This is a genomic window from Bacillus cereus group sp. BfR-BA-01349 (assembly GCF_022663795.1).
GTDB classification, from domain to species: domain Bacteria; phylum Bacillota; class Bacilli; order Bacillales; family Bacillaceae_G; genus Bacillus_A; species Bacillus_A cereus.
The window spans coordinates 13,139-33,123 of the sequence record NZ_JAKUGE010000060.1; the positions used below are offsets into that span (position 1 = coordinate 13,139).

Consider the following 19,985-nt stretch of genomic DNA (forward strand, 5'->3'; position numbering starts at 1 on the left):
CAACATATCCCTGTTCTATAATTAGAACAGGGATATGTTGAATTAGTTTAATGTTTAACATTAAATACTTTATTTCGCTAAAAAATGTAATAAGTAGCCTTTCAAAACAAACTATAGTAAACTATTTTACTTGTACCGTATAATTCCCTGTTCCACCACCATACTTATATACACTTAAGTAATATTTCCCTGGCTTTGCATTATAATTTCCAAGCAATTTGTTTCCATCACGTTTTGTTGCATAAGCTACATAATTATTTAAATCTGATTCAGAATATAATACCCAGTTCAATCCAAGATTTTGTTCGTTCGTAACAGAAATTTGTAAATCTTTTTGATCCTTTACATCAATAACAAATTTATCCCCCTGATCTTGATCGCTCAAGGTTCCTCTTAACAAAATATTCAAAGATAGTGGGTTTGCTGTTTCAAATGAATTATTTGGTTCTTTTTCTACAGCCGTACCTTCTTCCGTATTCACTCCGCTAAACACAACATCATATTCAAATTGCCCAGCATTATTTACACGGTAATTTACAAAATAAGCAGTCAATGTTTTATATCCAGTCCACTCTTTTCCTGAAAGACGTTTCAACATATCATTCGTTGCTTCATTCATCACTTTCCAGTCCTCAACTTCTCCTTTAGCCGCACTTCCTGTATATGTCCCCTGTAGTGTAAATGTATTAAAGAATTGTGATTTATTCTTTGTTACTTTCACATCTTTTAATTTCGCTTCATTCGTAATATCTGAAGTAACGTCCGAAAGCGATTTTGGATCATGCTGAGTTAAATACTCATCTGATACTTGTGGAATTGTATACTTATCACGATTATCAATAAGCATTTGCATATAAGATTGATATTCTTCATTTAACTTATTATCTTTGCTTAATGTAGCACGGTATTCATCGTAACTTGAAACATCATTTGCGCGAATTAAATCATGTACTTTATCGAACATTTCTGGGCGCTTATTATACATATATGATTGCAGTGCAAACGAATAATTATAAAAATCCCACGTTCCATATTTCGCATTTAATGTTTGTGATGCTGTATAACGTTTTGCAGGATCATTAGATAACCCACCAATTATACTTTTTCGTGGTACTACACTATCTAATCGCGTTGCACCTGCAAAGAACTCTGCATTCCCTTCTTCAAACCATGTTAAACGTTCATTTTGATACATTTCCCCTTGGCCCCATAATCCCTGAACTTCGTACCTTCCCTGTAAGTAGTGCGTAAATTCATGGCGGAACAATTCTTCCAGACTATAAATACTTTGCTCTGGTGTACGTTCATATGTAAAGAAAGTCCCTGGCCCTTCAATATAAATCCCACCATTATTCGTTTCATATCCGTACAGTTGACGATTAAATTGATACTCATCTGGGCTATTATAAATAACCATCGTTAACACATCATCAGCATGTCCACTTTCAAGTGGTTTATCGCTACCAACTGTACGATAAAATTGAGAACGCACCTCTTTTGCCGCCCAGTATAGACGTTTAATTTTCTCTTCGCTAACTTTATCCCCAGCTTTAAAGACAATTGCACCATCATCAAACGTATACGTTTTCGGTAAATATTTCTTTTTACCCTCTTCTCGAATTTGATCTAAATTTACAGTTTTTCCATTCGCATCTATTCCTCCATAATTTGTAGTAATTTGTTCTGCCGCAACGAAGTATTGCTCTCCTAAATATGGATAAATTCGCATTGCATCTGTAACAACTTGTTGTCCTTTTGTGGGCGTGCTATGAAGCTTGCCCAATCGGCCAGCATAGTAAATTCCATTATTAATTAACCATCCGTTTTTATTTGTTACTGTACCAAGTAGTGCAAAACGATTTATTTCATTAATAAAGTTATCAATATTTCGAAACCACATCGTATCTTTTGGCTCTTTTCCAGTCGTGTACATATCCGTCTGAATATCAAAGTCAATTCCCTTCATCAACTCATATATAGCGTCTCCTTTTGTTCGGTCTTCAATGAAAGTTGCAAGATTATCGTTATATTGTTTAAAAATTTCACCTGCATATAAAACCGTTTCAACATCTGCTGATGCATTTCCAATTAATTTTCCATATGATGCAATTACTTTATTTTGTTCTGATGTACCAAGTTTGAAATTTGGATTTTTTGCAATTGTTTTTAAAGCTGGTAAACATTTATCATGGTAGCTACGCTCATTTAGTTTGCTTAATTCATCATGGTAAAAACCTAAATAAAACGCTGCACGTAGAGCTTCTACTAATGTTTCAATCCCTTTTGAATCATCTTGCGTATAAGCTTGTCCTTGTTCTGCTAGTTTATTAATAATCGCTTGCATTCGGCTATCATCTTGATAGAATTTAAGACTATCACTATTAAACTGAAATAATTCCGGAATTTGATACCATTTAATTGTCACAAGAAGATCAGTTAATTGTTTATTATTTAATTGATTTAACTCAGCCATCGAATACTTTTTTTCTTCAGCTAACGGCTTAATATTATCGGTTGGTCCTAGTGGACGCTGCGATAAATCCGCTAATTTTAACCGTTTTGTAAAAGATTCATTTTCTTGTACTTTTGAAGGGTGCGCCAATTCATCAACAGATTTCTGTATTCCTACCGGCTCCATTTGTAATACGTTCTTCACATTTTTCTCTTTTGTCTCTGCTTGAATTTGCAAACCATTACATGTTATTGTCACTAGTCCAACACCAAGAATCCACTTAGAAATTTTCGAATATTTAACCATACCATTGCCCCCTAATAATTTAAATGAAAATTCAGAATTTTAAAACCAAAAAAACCACTTATTTGTATGTATTTACAGTTCCGCTATAAATACAACTATGATTAATAATGCAATAGTAGCTTGTTTTATACTATTACGAGTACAGATTCCTTACATACAATCGCCCTTCCTTACATGTAATACAAGCAAAAACCGTGCCAATCATATTTCTTATGAATAGCCAACATTCTTTTATAAATACTGTAGAATAAAATATACATAGGTGTTTCGGCAATGTATAAATCATTTGACACAAAATCTAATGTTTATGAAGAACAAATTCATTGAATGTTATAAATTCATTAGGCAGTGAAAAATTTCCAACTAACAATATCCCCAATTTTTAAATCTCTCAAAAAAAGGTAAACAAACATATTTCATAAAGCTAATATGTTCGTTTACCTTTTTCTATTTCAAATCAACAGCAAAATATCGTTGAATAAAAATAGTATTAATAAGTATTTTGTTATTCATTTCTCTTTTTTAGATAATCTTTTTCACATTGTAACGGTTTGAATTTCACTTTTTTCCCTTTCTTCTTTTTCGTTTTTATAACGAGCCATTCCCCTTTTTCAACGTCTAGTTTAAGGCGTTTCATTACATTAATATTATCTTTTTCTTTATAAAGTAAAAATACTTCTTGCGCCCTCACAAATAAGCTGGGCTGTTCGCTAAATCCACCACTATCATAAATTTTAGTTAGCGAAGTATAATAAGAATCATTTTCCTTTCCACCATACATCAAATGAGCAGCCTCCAGATCTCTTTTACTTACTTCCCAAAAACTATGTTCATCAATATTTAAATTAAATGTGGATTTAATGTCCTGTATTATATTCTCCACATACTTTTCATCTCTAACTTTTCTTTCTTCGAGACAATCCGAAGATAACTCTGGTGCATCTGATTGGGAATGTACAACGTGTTGTATCGATACACACAGAATAAATACGCTTAAAATGTAAAATATTTTTTTCATATTTACATATCACCTCAAATGATTTAGATACTATATCATTTGAGGCTTACAATATTCTTATGCTAATAATAAGAAAGATCCTATAAAATAAAATTTTTATAGGATCTTTCCTTTTAATATTGCTTTATCAAATTCACGGGCGGGGCAACTACCTTACTACTTTTCACATCATATAATCCTATAGGTGTTACTCGTATAAAAGGCAAGTGCGTCGCAGAAAAGAATAAAATTGTAAATGCTGGATCATCATACGCGTAGCCACGCTCTTGTAGTAATTTCACCATCTGTTTCTCTTCCTGTATTAATTCCCTCATTTTTAAATTAGACATAATCCCGAGCAATGGTAATGCTATTTCGTGTAACACTTCATTGTTTTCTACTATGACCATTCCACCACCGAGCTCTTTTACTCTACGAAAAGCTGTAAGCATATCTTCTTTTCTTTTTCCGATAAGAATGATGTCACCTGTACCAGAATAAGAGCTAGCAAGCCCACCTAGTTCTTTTGCAAAACCTTTGACAGCTATATTCACTTGCCAACTGCCATCACGAGCAATCATCATAAGGAAACATTCATCATGATCTGTGGACAATTCATCACAGTCTATATTGATTTCACTAGTGTATGGTTTTGTAATAACGTTATTTAATAAGTGTATCCCCGTTTTATTAGAGAAAATCATATCCTCTTTTTCTATTGACCAATCTAATGATAATGGAGTTACTTTATGTTTACTCCAGTCTATATGTAATGCCTCATGTGTACTTACACCGTCACGCTTCACCCATTTCCCCTTTGCAAGGACACTAATTGGTACTGAGTTTTCTTTACTTTCTAAAATATTGATATTAGCAATTCTACCTGTCGCAATCGAACCATGTACATGTTCCATATTATAATAGCGAGCAATATTATAACTTGCCATATCGTATGCATCTATTACTGGCACTCCTTGTTTTATCGCGGTAGAAATCATAACGTTTGTCATTCCATTCTCATAAAACGAAGGATGTGAGCCGTCTGTTGTAAAAAAGAATCTATCAAACTGCTTTACGCCTAGTTCCAACAATTCTTTCAGTAAAACTTCTAAATCTGGGCGGATTGAAGAATTTCTTAGGGAAACAGTGTAACCTTGCATAAGACGAGTGAAAGCTTCCTGCCCTGTCATCGCTTCATGATCACAATCTGTACCTAACAGTTTTAACTTCGCTAAAGTCGTTTCAGATGCACCTGGAAAATGTCCTTCTACTTTCTTCTGCAATCGCTTCGTTTCCTGCATCCAAGTTAACATTTCATCATCGCCATGTAATAGTTTTGGCCACGCTGTTAGTTCGCCGCCTTGAAGAACTGCTTTATGCTTAAGCCATTCTATTATTTCTTCACGATTAAATAAAGTTGCCCCGTTTTGCAATTCAGTTTGTCCATCAAAACGACACCACCAATACATACTTGCTGGAATCTTTTCAAATTCATCTAATAAACGAAATGCTTCTTCACGCTTTAATGTGAAAAATAAAGTTAAATTATCATTAATAAAAGTTGTTGTCCCAAACTGCATCGCATGATTCGCTAAAGTTTCAGGATTATATAATTGATATGGATGTGCATGAGGTTCTATGTAACTTGGAACTACATACTTTCCATCACAATCAATGACTTCACATTCATGCAGTTGCACTGGCAGCTTTTCCCCTACATAAACAATCCGGTCATCATAGATCCAAATATTTGCTTGCATCCACTCGCGCATATAGGAATTTAAATAAGTTGCGTTCTTACATAAAATGTGCGGACTTCTTTTACCATCTATTATTTCAACATGTTCTCGTAATTGTTTATTACTCCATTTATAATGATTTTCTCCCATTGTATTCAGCTCCAAATCAACTCATAATTATTTTGATTAAAACGAGAAATAATTAACTAACTAAAGTATTTCCCATTCATAACTCCCCTATTGGCGCCCCTATATCCTTCATTATATTTAATAATTTTAAAAATAACAATTTTCAGAACCACATACCTTTTTTATCCAAAATAAAAAGAATGTCATGTAACTGACATCCTTTTTATTTTTATCGTAAGCATTAAGATTGATTTTCACTTTGAAATACAATTGATGCCATATCATAAATGCAACTACTGTCCATAGTTGCGAACTTAAAAAAGCACCTCTTTTAAATATAACTATAACAAAATTCCATTCACTTTCTTTTCATCTATTTATTAAATTCAATTTGCATCATTTTATTAAACTGCGGAACAATATCGACCCCACCTATAGAGTTGAGACTGATAGCCAATGTATGTTTGCCTCCAATTACTCCCCCAGCAAAAGTTGTAAATCCAAGAATTCCTCCTCCATGCCCCCAAACTGAAACACCGTTTGGAAGTTTAGTCTCATAGATTCCAAGACCGTATGCGTCACCAACCCCTTTTCCTTCTATAGGAACTGTAGTAAGCATTTCTTTTAGCTCGCGTTCCTTCAGTAACTTACCACCGAGTAAAGATGAAAAGAACTTATTTAAATCATCCGCATTAGAAATCATATCTCCAGCTGCATTAGCTAAACTCGGATTATAATAAGTAATATCTTTCAACTCGCCTGTTCCTTCCATTTTTACATATCCACGAGCATGATTCTTTCCTGGGATGACGGGTGAATTTCCTGGTAAAAACGTATTTGATAGGTCCAAAGGTTCAATAATTCGCTTTTCGATTTCTTCCGCATAACTATTTCCAGTTATTTTTTCAATAAGCATTCCTAGTATTACGTATCCTGTGTTTGAATACAACCAGTCTTTACCCGGCGAGAAATCTGGAGGCAGCGAAAGGCCTATTTTCACTATTTCTTCTGCTGTATACGTTTTTTTCGAATTCATTATGTCCGCGTCTTTTGACTTTAAGTATTCAGCGATACCACTCGTATGATTCAAAAGTTGTCGTATCGTAATTTGATTACCATCATACCCATTTCCTTGCACGAGACCCGGTAGCCACTTTTCAATTGGATCGTCAAGTTGTAAGCGCTTTTCTCCTACTAATTGAAGAATAGTCGTGGCAGTAAACGACTTCGTCACACTACCAATCCGAAAGCGATAATCCGAATTCACCGGTTTCTTTGTACTTAAGTCCGCCACGCCAGCAGTAAAACTACTAGTTTTTCCGTTATTAGACGCCTTAGCTAATATTCCCACAGCACCAAGCTGTACTGTTTCCTGCATTACTTGTTTCCAGCCATTACGATTCTTTTGATCATGTACTTGTGACGAACTAGAAATATTTTGAGTTGACTCTGCAGTCACAGTAAAACCAGGTGTGAATAGAGCAGTACCCGCTAATAAAACTGCAAAACTTGCTAACTTAATTGAATTACATTTTTTCATAAGGCTTTCTCTCCTCCATTAATATCGGATTGATTCAAGCTATACTTTCATCCTATATGATAAATCTCTCTTTTTTCTTATCCATTCCTTACGAAATACTTACGTTTAAATTTAAATACGGTAAACTGAGGAAGAGTTATGCATGCAAATAAAAAGAGAACATGTTTTCATTTTTTATGTAAACATGTTCTCTTAAACATTTAAAATTCTATATCAACTTTTCATCCTATTCTTTACACAACTAATTTATATTCCTTTTTACCAGCCCGCACTAGCATTCATACCATTTCCAATAATAGAAAGTAATAGCGGCCATAATACTGGTCCTAGTGTAAGAAATACATTTAGAAGTATGAGCATTCTATATCCAACGGTGAAATTGTGATTTTTACGATTAACAAATACTAAACTGATTAATGATATTATAGTTGTTAAAAATAATACTAACATTAGCAACCAATACCACACCATTAAACTAAGACTCCATGGTGTTAATAGCTCATGTATGATACAAAATGAGATTCCTAATACAGAAAAACTAAAACTAGTCACCGCTGTTTCTATAAGCCATTTATTTATTTTTTTATCGTATGTATTTTTACAATATAAATCTATTAAAGTATATAAAGATAAATATGCCATTAATACACCTATCCAAGACAATAACCAGTCTCCGTCCCCTTTGAATAATACGTACAGTAACCAACACATACCTACTGCTGAAAAAACAAAGGAAATAAGTATGCTTTTTAATACCGATTTCATTACATTTTCACACCCTTAAAAAATTAAAAATTAATTATAATTTATAAAAATTAAGTATAGGTTAACATGTAATGAAGTATAAGTAAATAAAGTTAATTTTGTTTACCTATTCGAATACGGTTTCATATAAGAAAATAATTCATGTTAATCAAATTTCCATATAAAAAAGAAAAGGTGAATATTTATGTATCCACCTTCCCATCTCCCTCTACCCACTTCATTATTTCTTCCACATCTAAATCCGTATACGTCTTTTCACCATAACGAACAGACTCATATAACGAGATAATATCCCTTGTTCTACAAATTCTTTTTAACCATTGTTGCATCGTTTCATAGGACCTTCTCTGTTCATGAAATGGTAATGTTCTTTCCCATTCAACTAACGTTTTTCTTATCTTATCTGTCGGTAACGGCTGTTCTAACTGATGAATGACTTTTTCATTCTTTATGCTTCTTACCGCAGTGTGCTTTGTAATCAATTCTTTCTCCTGTACTATTTCTGTTTTCGTCAATTTTTTCCTAATATACTTGTAGATGGCATATATAATTGATATTGCAATTATCACATAAAAAGCTATAGTAATCCATATATTTGAAAGAACAGAAAGCACGTCACTCCATAGACTTTCTCTTTCGAAAGGTTGAAATTTTTTACCCGTTTTCGTTCTTATACCTGTATCTTCTACTTCTTCATATTCATCTTCATCTATTTTGGAATCATCGAAATTTTCACCTATACTAGTAAAATCATAATTTCTTTCCGATATTGTCTTAGTCTTACTGAAAAAACGCTCTTTTACTATGTCTTGTACATACACAACACCTTGTGATAACGTTATCGCACTAATCGCAAAGAAAAGTATGATTAAAGTTCTTACACTCCATAACTTCACTTTCATATGCCGCTTCTTATTCACCATGACATAAGCCCCTTCTTATTCTTTCATTACAATCCATTTATTCGTTCTACTGTATTTCTTTGGTGAAGTACCAATAATTAAAGGAACCGCATCCAGTTCCTTTCGACGAAAGCCTGCTGTGTAAAAGTAAGAAGAAGATATAGGCGTATCTTGGTCTGATATCGAGGCAAGTACCTTTAATACATTTTGCAAATGTTTCCGATTATCCCCATTTTTTATATGTAGCAAACCGTTATCTTTTACACTATTGATCCATACTTCAAACGAACAGTTTTGCATAAGAAGTTGTTTGCATATACCTGCTGTTAATTCAATTAGTTCCTCTATATCATTTCGCAAAGAAACACCACTTTTATTTTGCAAGTTGAGATAAATCGCGTATTTATCACATTGTGTTCGCTCATACTTTTTCGCAGTTATCGTCCCTGTTTTCGCTGTTGCACTCCAGTGGATGGAACGAAAATCTTCATTTTCATAAGACTTTACTCCCATTACTTTCGTTTCATCATATAAGGGTGAAGACATCGCTTTTCGAAATCCTCGTGACCATTCTTGTAATTCAGGAACTTGTATTTTCGGAACAGCTGGTAAGACTAAATAAGAGGGCGTATCAACTTGTTTATATGTTATATGGTTCGTTATAAATCCAAAGAGATCAGTAATAACAATTTCAACTTCTTCCCATTTCGCGATGCCTCTTTTTAACGCTACAGCTTGCAAATCAAATGAAACTGACTCCCTTCCTTTTAAATTAAAATTCATATAATAATTTGAACCTGTACTATGATTTTTGTTTATTTCATCATGATTCCAAGTTAGCTTATTTTCACATTTAAATCGAAATACGATATTAAGAATAGGAAATATCGACTTGTTTGAAATTTTCATTTTGCACATATTCGTTTCACCTATAAAAACGTTCGAATTCCCTTGAATGTATTCCCATTCAACACGAGATACTTTACGTATATATACATGCATAGCACCTATTAAAATTACATATAAAAATACGAGAGATAAAAACAGTAGATTACTTGAAAATACACTTAAAATAACGGCTACAACTGACATAACCCCCATTACGAAAGGCTCCGCTAAAGGTGTATACGCAAGCTGTTGATTCATCGTACATTCTCCACTGGCACACTAATCGTATGAAGAATTTCTTTCATAATTTGTTCTTTCGTCGTTTTCATCTCTCCCTCAATCGTTAACGTTAAACGATGAGCACAAACTGATGCAGCGAGCGTCTTAATATCATCTGGCGTACAGTAATCTCTTTCATTTAATATTGCCCGTGCTTGAATTGCTCTCATAAATGCCAACGTTCCCCGAGGGCTTACACCAATTTCAATTAACTCATGGTTACGAGTTGCTTCAATAATTTCAAGGAGATAATCTTGCACATCATTCCCTACTAACACTTCTCTTGCACGCTTTTGCATCGTAATAATTTCTTCACTTGAAATAATAGAATGTAACGTTTCTAATGGATCATTCATTTGAAACCGATTCATCATTTCCTTTTCAGCTTCTCTCGTAGGATAACCTTGGCGTATTGTGAGTAAAAACCGGTCTAACTGAGCATCTGGTAACGGAAATGTGCCCGCTGATTCGAGTGGATTTTGCGTTGCTATAACTAAAAAAGGTTCTGGTAATGAATGTGTCTGTTTCGCAATTGTAACCGTACGCTCTTCCATAACCTCAAGTAACGAAGATTGTGTTCTCGGTACAGCTCGATTAATTTCATCCACTAATACGATATTTGCAAAAATCGGTCCTAACCTTGTTTTAAAATCCGATTCCTTTACATGAAAATATTCAAGACCAATAACATCTCCAGGCAAAGTATCCGCTGTAAATTGTATTCTTTGAAATTTAGCGTCCACACTTTTAGCCAAACTTTTCGCTAATGTTGTTTTTCCTGTCCCAGGTACATCTTCTAATAAAATATGTCCCCTTGCTATTAGAGCAATGGCTGCTAGTTCTATCGATTCGTCTTTTCCTATAATAACCTTCGAAATATTATTAGTAATTTTCTTTAATGTACTCATATAGTAATCTACCACCTTTTAATTATCTAAAAATTAAGAATATATTTTTTCCAAATTATAACATGTAATTCGAAGATGAAATAGAGTGAAAATAAATCTTTTATTTTTTCTTCATTGCACGCAAAAAAGCACCTATTGTCGTATATTGACAATGAGGTGCTTAACTCAATCCAACAGCCTTCTTTCCCTCTAATTTTTAGTAACAATACATCCTTTTTTCTGCCACGCATGCATTGTTTTGAATTAACTAGTAAAATGCATTCTAATATTACATATAATAAAAACCATTTCGATTTGTTCGTTATAGAACTTCCTCTACATCAACACTCTCAATCTTCACTTCATACATATTTGGGATGTTTGCTTCTTTTGGTACCCATGCATAATAATTTTGATCATTCTCTAACATAAATTGAACTAACTTTGTTTCTGAAACATTCCAGAAATTTTTAAGATTATCAATGTAGTCTTCTAAATCTTCTTTATAGTCCAATTGTAATATATAATCTCTTACCGTCAGGGCAAACACAATTAAACTTCCTAATAGATTTTTTTGCTCATTTTCTTCTTCATACTCTTGTGGTAAAAACCATACTTGACCTATTCCTATCATTTTTTTGTATTTTTCATAAAAACTACTATCATCCATATTCTCATAATCATGTATTAATTCATTGACCAATGAATTCCATTTTGGAGGAATAATATTTTCCAATGCAGGATTATGTTCAATTCCTTCTACTATATCCTCGATTTCTTCTGTCTCATCTTCATAGTGATATTCACTTAGGTCTATATGCTTAAATTTCATTTCATTTTTATAATGTGCCAAATCATAAGGATAGTGATTATTATCTTTTAAACATGTATCATCAAGTTCCAAAATTTTCGCAAGCGCCGCTGTTTCAAAACTCCAATATCCTACATATTCAGGTTCTTTATGCGCATTTTTCCATTCATAATCATAATGGCCTCTAAACCATTCTTTCTCCATATATGTTTGTAATCTTTTAGATGCTTCTTTTTTATCTGTTTGTGCAAGTTCTATAATCTCTCTCGTTTTTGCATATGGATTTTCTTTATAATATCTATTCGTCACTTTTGTGTATCCGATATCACTAGCGTATAAGAGGAAATCAATTACTGCGTCATTCATATTTTCCTTCTCAACTAGCTTAGCTAAACTTACAAGATTCTTTTTCTCCGTCTCTAATAAAATCCCTAGAGATATCATCCAAATTAGATTTAAATATCCAACTTCTTTTTTTCCTATATGCTTCAAATTAATAAGAGCGTTGTCAAAATCTCCTTCTATTGTATGGATAGCTTCTCCTAGGGAATATTTTGCATTAACATTATCCAAATCGTATATAAAATTTGACTGATAGAATTCTTCTATGATACTTATATTATCATTAGGATACCTTTGAATACCTTTTTTTTCATCTTCTTCTAAACTTTTAATTTCAACTCTATTTTCCTCAATAAACTCTTTATTATATTCTATTACTTCTCTACATTTTTTTTCTATACATAAATGATCTCTCATACCTTTCAATTCCTCCTGGCTTCTAAACTTATGGCCATTCTCCAATAATGTCTCCCTTTGCATCTATTCTATAAGTTTTAACGTTCCCAGTACTATCAACTTTTGATAGTACTCTTTCCACTTCACCTTTTTTCAATGCATTCGTAATTTTTATTGATAATTTCATATCTCCATCAACAGCCTTCAATATCCTACTTTTTCGCGTCTTCGCACCATTCAACCAATCATTTGACATTTGTCGTCCATCTTTAGTTTTTCCTAATTGTGAACTACCAAACTTTGCTTCATCAATAACATATTTAATATTTGAATTTTGATTTGCATTTTCGTATAATCCATCAATTCCTTTTACTATTTTATCATTTATACCTGTTGGTGCACTTTTTCCGACTGGCTTTAAATCAAATCCAGCTTCTTTTAAACTTTGATTATTCAATAAATTGTCACTAGATTTTATTTCACCATAATTACCTTTTTGTTTATTTGTAGCTGTTTTTGCATCAAAATTTTCTACATTTGTGTTTTTGCTACTGCTAGGTTTACCGTTAGCCGTATCCTAAGTATCATCCTTAGCCCCTTTAACTCAACCAATTTCTTCCTAAAGCTTTGAAATCTTACTTTGAGTATAGGCTTTCGTGTCTTTACGACTTAGGGTGATTGCCTCTTCAAATATTAACTACTATAATTACAAGTAAATTAAAACAAACTTAAAAGGAATGAATTCTTTACTATACAGAATTCATTCCTCACTAGTTGCTTAAAATATTTATCTAACTCGTTAGTTTCAATTCACATTCAATGTCCCCTAAACATACATTAAATTTAAATTTCCCTCCATATTTTTAAATTCCTAAAAATGATGGAAAGCTAGCATACCCTGCAAGCTTATGCTGAATACCACTCTTCCGTAGAAAAATTATCAGCATTTGAATTTCCTTCTAACTCCCATTCGCTAATAAAATTAATTATTTCTCCTAAAATTAGATTTATATCATGATTTTTTATAATCAAACCTCTATGATTATTCCAAGTCAAATCAATTTCGATATTTATATTCAACTCATCCTCACATTTACTTAAAAAGTCATTCATTACTAAGGTAAAACATAAATTTACAAAATTATCAGAAACCCAAATTACGGATGAATCATCATTAACCTTCTCTATTCTAAATCTTAAATTATTGTATGCAATCCACTTTATATTACCTTGTATTTTTTCTTCTTTCATAATTATTTTCCTCCCATACTATGAAATAATCCTGTCAAGACATCCATTGCTGGATTTGTTTTTAAACTGCCATATATCACATCTTCCCATGAACCATACTTTTTATAAAGTTGTTCAGGTGTAGGTCCTTCTGCCCTGCCATATTCAAGAATATTTCTTTCATTGCATTCAACCCATCTAAATTATTAGATTTTATATACGTTTCCATTCTTCCTTGATTTCGCTCTTCGACTTTCAATCTAGCAATTTCCTCCATAGATAGCCCATCATTTTGAAGATTTTTAATATCTTGTTCTAGTTGTATTCTTTTTTGTTGTATTTTTTCATGATACTTTATTCTTTCGCTTCTTGCATAAGCAACTTCATCACCATTTGTCCAGTCTACCCCAAACTTATTTAAGGCAGATTCCTTCTTAGGTGAATATCCATATACAGCTTCAGTATTTCCCTCAATCTCCTTTGCTATCTTAGGATTATCTAATGGATTTCGAAGTTTAGAATTTATTTCTCTTCTGGTACCACCAGCCTCGACTATATCATCAAGATAATTGCTTACAGTTTCACCCGTACCCTTACCACCATCTTTAGACTTCGCAAACTTATAATAAGCTTCTATCAATTCACCTTGTGGTATTTTGGTTATAATAGTTCCACCAACATTAGAGAATGCATAGGAAGCCTCTTTCTTAAATGATTGTAACATTTCAAGCGTAGGCTTCAATTCTTTTGCTAGTTTTACTGCATTAGCAAATGTACTTACTCCACTTAATGTCTTTGCGATATGACCGATTTTATTTAGCGCCTTTAACTTATTTACTTCTCCTACATAATATATATACTCTGAAATACTCTACTTAATTTACAGAACCATTCCCAAACACAAAAATAGTGGTAGTTGGATTCTCCAAACTACCACTATTTTTAACCTCTTAATTCATTAAATTCCGTATAAATTAGTTTTTCAACATTACTCATGATACACAATGTTTTAATTTGCTTATTATAGAACTTCCTCTACATCAACACTCTCAATCTTCACTTCATACATATTTGGGATGTTTGCTTCTTTTGGTACCCATGCATAATAATTTTGATCATTCTCTAAAATAAATTGAATTAACTTTGTTTCTGATCCATTCCAGAAATTTTTAAGATTATCAATGTAGTCCTCTAAATCCTCTTTATAATCCAATTGTAATATATAATCTCTTACCGTCAGGGCAAACACAATTAAACTTCCTAATAGATTTTTTTGCTCATTTTCTTCTTCATACTCTTGTGGTAAAAACCATACTTGACCTATTCCTATCGTTTTTTTGTATTTTTCATAAAAACTACTATCATCCATATTCTCATAATCATGTATTAATTCATTGACCAATGAATGCCATCTTGGCGGAATAATATTTTCCAATGTAGGATTATGTTCAATTCCTTCTACTATATCCTCGATTTCTTCTGTCTCATCTTCATAGTGATATTCACTTAGGTCTATATGCTTAAATTTCATTTCATTTTTATAATGTGCCAAATCATATGGATAATGGTTATTACCTTTTAAACTTGTATCATCAAGTCCGAGTATCTTTACTATTGCAGCTGTCTCAAAGCTCCAATACCCCACATATCCAGGTTCTTTATGTGCATTTTTCCATTCATAATCATAATGGCCTTTAAACCATTCTTTCTCCATATACGTTTGCAATCTTTTAGACGCTTCTTTTTTATCTGTTTGTGCAAGTTCTATAATCTCTCTCGTTTTTGCATATGGATTTTCTTTATAATATCTGTTCGTCATGTTTGTGTATCCAATATCACTAGCGCATAAGAGGAAATCAATTACTGCGTCATTCATATTTTCCTTCTCAACTAGCTTAGCTAAACTTACAAGATTCTTTTTCTCCGTCTCTAATAAAATTCCTAGAGATATCATCCAAATTAGATTTAAATATCCAACTTCTCTTTCCCCTATATGCCCCAAATCAATAAGAGCGTTGTCAAAATCTCCTTCTATTGTATGGATAGCTTCTCCTAGGGAATATTTTGCGTTAATATCCTCTAACTTATAATTAAAATTTAATAGATACCTTCCTTCTATAAGACTTTTATTATCTTTAGCCTTTCTTTGAATACCATTCCTTTCATCTTCTTCAAAACTTTTAATCTCCTCTCTATTTTCCTCAATAAACTCTTTATTATATTCTATTCCTTCTCTACATTTTTCTTCTATACATAAAGGATCTCTCATACTATTCAATTCCTCCTAGTGCCTTAAATTATGGCCATTCTCCAATTATGTCTCCCTTTGCATCTATTCTAAATGTTTTCACATTTCCACTACTATCAACCTTTGATAACACTCTCTCAACTTCCTGATCTTGTAATGCTTTCGTAATCTTTGATGCTAATTTTGCATCTCCATCAACAGCCTTCAATATCCTACTTTTTCGGGTCTTCGCACCATTCAACCAATCATTTGACATTTGTCGTCCATCTTTAGTTTTTCCTAATTGTGAACTACCAAACTTTGCTTCATCAATAACATATTTAATATTTGAATTTTGATTTGCATTTTCGTATAATCCATCAATTCCTTTTACTATTTTATCATTTATACCTGTTGGTGCACTTTTTCCGACTGGCTTTAAATCAAATCCAGCTTCTTTTAAACTTTGATTATTCAATAAATTGTCACTAGATTTTATTTCACCATAATTACCTTTTTTATTGGTAGCTGTTTTTGCATCAAAATTATCTACAGTTTTATTTTTGTTACTGCTAGGTTTACCGTTAGCCGCACCTCCACCAGAAGACTGGATTTTTTGAATAGTATCCTTAGTATTTTGAATCGATTTATTCCAAACAAATCCACCATGTACAAAAAGACTTGCCCCAGTAGCTGTTGCTACTATATCTAATGGAATAACAATTGGTGATGCTAACCCACCAGTTCCTACTTCTGCCATGATAGTTAAGAAATTAGATCCGCCTATGAGCGAGATACCTTCAAACATTTCTACAATGGACCCGGCTATTTAATAATTTTGCCCTGTTTTTTTTTAATGTTTTTTGACATTGAAAAACATACTATATAGCATCAATTGAAGCCTATGTGCCTGTGAAATGTGAGGTACGAAAGTGCATTCGCTCAAATAATAATTTTCAATTGAAATCAACAAAAGAGACCTCAAATGTGAAGTCTCTTTTGTTGAGTCTTTTTCATCTATAACTTCCTCTTTACTTATTCAATATCAGACAATCTTCCTTATTGAAATATAATAAAATCCTAATAAAAACGCGTTCTTCAAAAAGTTCTTTTTCTGCCCTACGAATCTAGTAAAATGGCTATAAGATATTACAAATTTAAGCTACGCTTAACTTGCACTAATAAATCCATTAATCCATTTCTTTCTGGATTTTTTTCCACTTCTTTTTTCACATGTTCTTCCAAATAATTATAAAAAGTTTCAAAATCCAAATACACTTGTTGTTCAGACTCAACAGCTGGAGAATCTAATTCAACTAACACATGCTTATCATCTAAAGGTGTAGGTAGCTGTGACATATCAAATTCATCTAAATCAGACTGAAAATGAACGAATACTATTTCTTGTCCAAACCCCTCTTTTTTTACAAAAAAACTCAAAGCTCTTTCCAAGTACTTACCGTTTATAAAGTTAAAATATATTGACATCAATTCATCATTTTTCTCTTTATCTTCAATAAATTCAAAATTACTATTCATTTTATCCTCCTATAAATATTGTATCTTGATAATATCAGTCTAGAATTGGGAAAAAGTTAGTTATCTCCCCAGCATCATTTAAATAACCTCTGAACTTCAATCCATTTGAAGCAGTACCTTCAACAAGCCTACCATTTATTGTTCCCTTTTGCATCGCTTCTTTTCCCCACTGATATATCTTATCATCACTAATCATTGCTGGATCGTATATTGTTTTAGGCTCCTTAATATTTTTATACGAAACGGGTTCTGCAATATTTCCAGCCATATCTTTTCTAGGTATTTTGTATTCTATCTCATAAATCCCTTCAATTGAAGAATGTGATTTTTTAGATATAATTAATTCTTCTACATCAACACCCTGATTTTTTAAAGCATTGTAAAATTCATCCATGTTATGTCCACCACTAACCCCTTTCTTAGTGCTTATATTCTCAACATTTTTTAAATGATTTTTAGCATTATCTCCAAATTTAAAGTTATTAGCTTTACCCGTACCCTTAGCAACCCCCGCACTCCCAGACGTTGCTTTCTTCACATCTCCAACCTTTTTTAAATTATGAAGTTTATCAACTATTTTTACACCTTTCCCATATGGAGTCATCATCCCAACTGCTAGGAGTTTTTCACCATAGGTAGCTTCTGGGTCAAAGAGTGTGAAAAGATCACCAAAGAGAAAATCGAATCCAAACTTCGCCACACCGATTAAAAAAGGATTGAGTACTGGCCTTCTACCACCGACTGGCTGGCCAAAAATGTTATGCTCCATTTCATAATCATCGGTTTCAACTTGGAAATCCTCACCTATATTCCCTTTTATTGTACCATTTTTAATTCCTTCAAGGTATTTTTGTGTCGCTTGTATCTCTTCTTTTGTAAATCTATTATTGATAGATTGATTTTCGCTGCTTATTCCTTCAATGTCGTTATACACATTGTGCTCTAAGTCTACACTTTTTCCAATACCATTATCAGATTTCCGTATTTTCTCTTCTATAATTATTTGAATTTGCTTTGCCCATTCCATATTTAACTTTTCACTATGAAACGTCCCACTCACAGGACTAAATCCTTTCCCGCTTTGCACTTCAGCGAGTCCGGCTGTGATGCTAGCCGCTAATTGGAGGGCGGTGCTGTAGTTGTTGCTGGATGAATGATTGAATTCATATAGACGCTCTAGTTTTTCTTCTAGTTTTTTTCTCATTGCAATTAAGACTGCAATAATTGCGTCTACTCCAGGCATTGGTGTAAGTACTTCTATTGCTTCTATACTTACAATGGATTGATTGATTTCTTGTATTTGTTGTCTTATTTCATGTTCGATAACATCTGTTGAAGCAACTTTTGCTTGAAAATCGTTTGGAAATGCTTCGTTTTGGCGAATTAATTCTTCACATAAGCATATGATTCCTTGTGCTAATGGCCGAAATGTTTGGACAAGGTAGGCTTTTGCACTACTGTATGTTTGTCCTTGTAATACTGTGTCTATCGCAAATGCATCAATAGATTGAATGGCTTGTTCCATACTTTGAATCGTAGCATTACATATAGCGTTCATACTTTGAGTTTGACTTTGTACTTCTCCCAAATACATGTTTAAACTCATGTATTGGCCTCCCTTTGTAGTTGCTGCTGTTCATAGGAAAGGTTGTTTTCTTTCTCACTGAGATGCCGTTTTTCTTTAAGCAACGTCTCTTTTTCGTTTTCTAATTCGAATGTAAGTTTTCTTTCATACTGCCCGATCTCTTGCCGCATATTCGTAAAAAAGTGAAATGCTTCTTTGTCACCATACCAAGTTTCTAGTATTCGGTTAAATAAACGATTACTTCTATTTTTCCATTCATGAAAACTAGCCTCAGCTCGTTCTTGATTTTGCAGCGCGATTCGGTTTTCATTTTGTTCTTCAAATATAATTCGTAATTTTTGATTACATTGATTGATTCTCGTTTCAATTCCTTGACTCATCTTTTCTCCCTACCTTTTCCCCTTTACGTAGGTTGTTACATTATTGAAAAGTGTTTTGAAGTCCTGTATCCATTTTCTCAAATTCATTTGCTACGGAATGGATATTATCAATTGTTTGTTGAAAAGCAGTACAAAATTGTTTCGTGATCTGTAAATTTTGTTGATTTGCTTCTTGTGCCTTGAAGTTCACAGATAGTGTAGTACGCGTTGCCTTATTTATAGAGCGACTAGTAGCACTTTGCATTCTATCTGAAGCATTTCTCATTTTCGTTGCAAGTTGCGTTGCCGTATGCAAATTACTTTGAAATTCTCCCATTACTTACTCCCCTCTACCTTTTATTTACAAGAAAATTATAACACGGAAAAATATCCCAATAAACCGAATGTTCGAATTTAACATACAATTCACCACAGTTACTGAGGATACGAGCAACACTTATCAATCAACATAACTGAATCCAAAATGGATTCTACTTATACAAAAAAGATGACTTCAGCCATATGGTCTTACCCCTGTCAAGTAGACAGTAATAGATTAGGTGCCTTTTCATTAAGCAGCCTTAGTTCCAAATTCAATAGGACTAAGGTTGT

General features: G+C 32.9%; 15 protein-coding genes and 3 pseudogenes. All 18 read right to left on the minus strand.

Annotation, left to right across the window (positions count from 1 at the left end):
* Window positions 1–121 precede the first annotated feature (121 nt).
* The 18 genes and pseudogenes from colA to MR169_RS24335 all read right to left on the minus strand — a co-directional run bounded on the left by colA (window position 122) and on the right by MR169_RS24335 (window position 19,710).
* Window positions 122–2,758, minus strand: coding sequence for a collagenase ColA (gene colA / locus MR169_RS24250; RefSeq protein ID WP_242320161.1), 2,637 nt, complete (start codon window positions 2,756–2,758; stop codon window positions 122–124).
* A gap of 505 nt (window positions 2,759–3,263) precedes the next feature.
* Window positions 3,264–3,776: a hypothetical protein gene (locus MR169_RS24255; RefSeq protein ID WP_242320162.1), complete on the minus strand. Its 513-nt coding sequence runs from the start codon at window positions 3,774–3,776 to the stop codon at window positions 3,264–3,266.
* A 113-nt stretch (window positions 3,777–3,889) separates the two neighbouring features.
* Window positions 3,890–5,644, minus strand: a complete 1,755-nt coding sequence (locus tag MR169_RS24260) for an adenine deaminase C-terminal domain-containing protein (RefSeq protein WP_242320163.1) — start codon at window positions 5,642–5,644, stop codon at window positions 3,890–3,892.
* Between the two features lie 352 nt (window positions 5,645–5,996).
* Complete coding sequence (locus MR169_RS24265; RefSeq protein WP_242320164.1) at window positions 5,997–7,163, minus strand: serine hydrolase domain-containing protein; 1,167 nt, start codon at window positions 7,161–7,163, stop codon at window positions 5,997–5,999.
* A gap of 258 nt (window positions 7,164–7,421) precedes the next feature.
* Window positions 7,422–7,928 carry a DUF3902 family protein gene (locus tag MR169_RS24270; protein ID WP_242320165.1) on the minus strand — a complete coding sequence of 169 codons (507 nt, stop codon included), beginning with the start codon at window positions 7,926–7,928 and terminating at the stop codon, window positions 7,422–7,424.
* Between the two features lie 182 nt (window positions 7,929–8,110).
* Window positions 8,111–8,851, minus strand: coding sequence for a hypothetical protein (locus tag MR169_RS24275; RefSeq protein WP_000247505.1), 741 nt, complete (start codon window positions 8,849–8,851; stop codon window positions 8,111–8,113).
* A gap of 15 nt (window positions 8,852–8,866) precedes the next feature.
* On the minus strand, window positions 8,867–9,976 hold the full coding sequence (locus MR169_RS24280) for a DUF58 domain-containing protein (protein WP_001075774.1): 1,110 nt from the start codon (window positions 9,974–9,976) through the stop codon (window positions 8,867–8,869).
* Window positions 9,973–10,905 carry an AAA family ATPase gene (locus tag MR169_RS24285; protein ID WP_000105669.1) on the minus strand — a complete coding sequence of 311 codons (933 nt, stop codon included), beginning with the start codon at window positions 10,903–10,905 and terminating at the stop codon, window positions 9,973–9,975. Before MR169_RS24285 ends, MR169_RS24280 begins: the two co-directional genes overlap by 4 nt.
* 301 nt (window positions 10,906–11,206) lie before the next feature.
* Window positions 11,207–12,454 (minus strand): PoNi-like cognate immunity protein, encoded by a 1,248-nt coding sequence (locus tag MR169_RS24290; protein ID WP_242320166.1) that lies wholly within the window; start codon window positions 12,452–12,454, stop codon window positions 11,207–11,209.
* A gap of 28 nt (window positions 12,455–12,482) precedes the next feature.
* A pseudogene (locus tag MR169_RS24295) lies at window positions 12,483–13,010 on the minus strand (hypothetical protein); the annotation flags it as partial.
* Between the two features lie 329 nt (window positions 13,011–13,339).
* Window positions 13,340–13,684, minus strand: coding sequence for a hypothetical protein (locus MR169_RS24300; protein WP_000656836.1), 345 nt, complete (start codon window positions 13,682–13,684; stop codon window positions 13,340–13,342).
* Between the two features lie 2 nt (window positions 13,685–13,686).
* A pseudogene (locus MR169_RS24305) lies at window positions 13,687–14,489 on the minus strand (T7SS effector LXG polymorphic toxin); the annotation flags it as partial.
* A gap of 195 nt (window positions 14,490–14,684) precedes the next feature.
* Complete coding sequence (locus MR169_RS24310) at window positions 14,685–15,932, minus strand: PoNi-like cognate immunity protein (RefSeq protein ID WP_242320168.1); 1,248 nt, start codon at window positions 15,930–15,932, stop codon at window positions 14,685–14,687.
* 28 nt (window positions 15,933–15,960) lie between these two features.
* A pseudogene (locus tag MR169_RS24315) lies at window positions 15,961–16,719 on the minus strand (hypothetical protein); the annotation flags it as partial.
* A gap of 320 nt (window positions 16,720–17,039) precedes the next feature.
* Window positions 17,040–17,429, minus strand: coding sequence for a hypothetical protein (locus tag MR169_RS24320; protein ID WP_001087574.1), 390 nt, complete (start codon window positions 17,427–17,429; stop codon window positions 17,040–17,042).
* A 34-nt stretch (window positions 17,430–17,463) separates the two neighbouring features.
* Window positions 17,464–19,035: an EndoU domain-containing protein gene (locus MR169_RS24325; RefSeq protein WP_000056107.1), complete on the minus strand. Its 1,572-nt coding sequence runs from the start codon at window positions 19,033–19,035 to the stop codon at window positions 17,464–17,466.
* Window positions 19,032–19,394 carry a DUF3958 family protein gene (locus MR169_RS24330; RefSeq protein WP_000077521.1) on the minus strand — a complete coding sequence of 121 codons (363 nt, stop codon included), beginning with the start codon at window positions 19,392–19,394 and terminating at the stop codon, window positions 19,032–19,034. The genes MR169_RS24325 and MR169_RS24330 overlap by 4 nt, the downstream gene beginning before the upstream one ends.
* 40 nt (window positions 19,395–19,434) lie before the next feature.
* The gene (locus tag MR169_RS24335) at window positions 19,435–19,710 is read right to left on the minus strand and encodes a TIGR04197 family type VII secretion effector (protein ID WP_242320170.1); all 276 of its coding nucleotides are present in this window, start codon (window positions 19,708–19,710) and stop codon (window positions 19,435–19,437) included.
* Window positions 19,711–19,985: the final 275 nt, after the last annotated feature.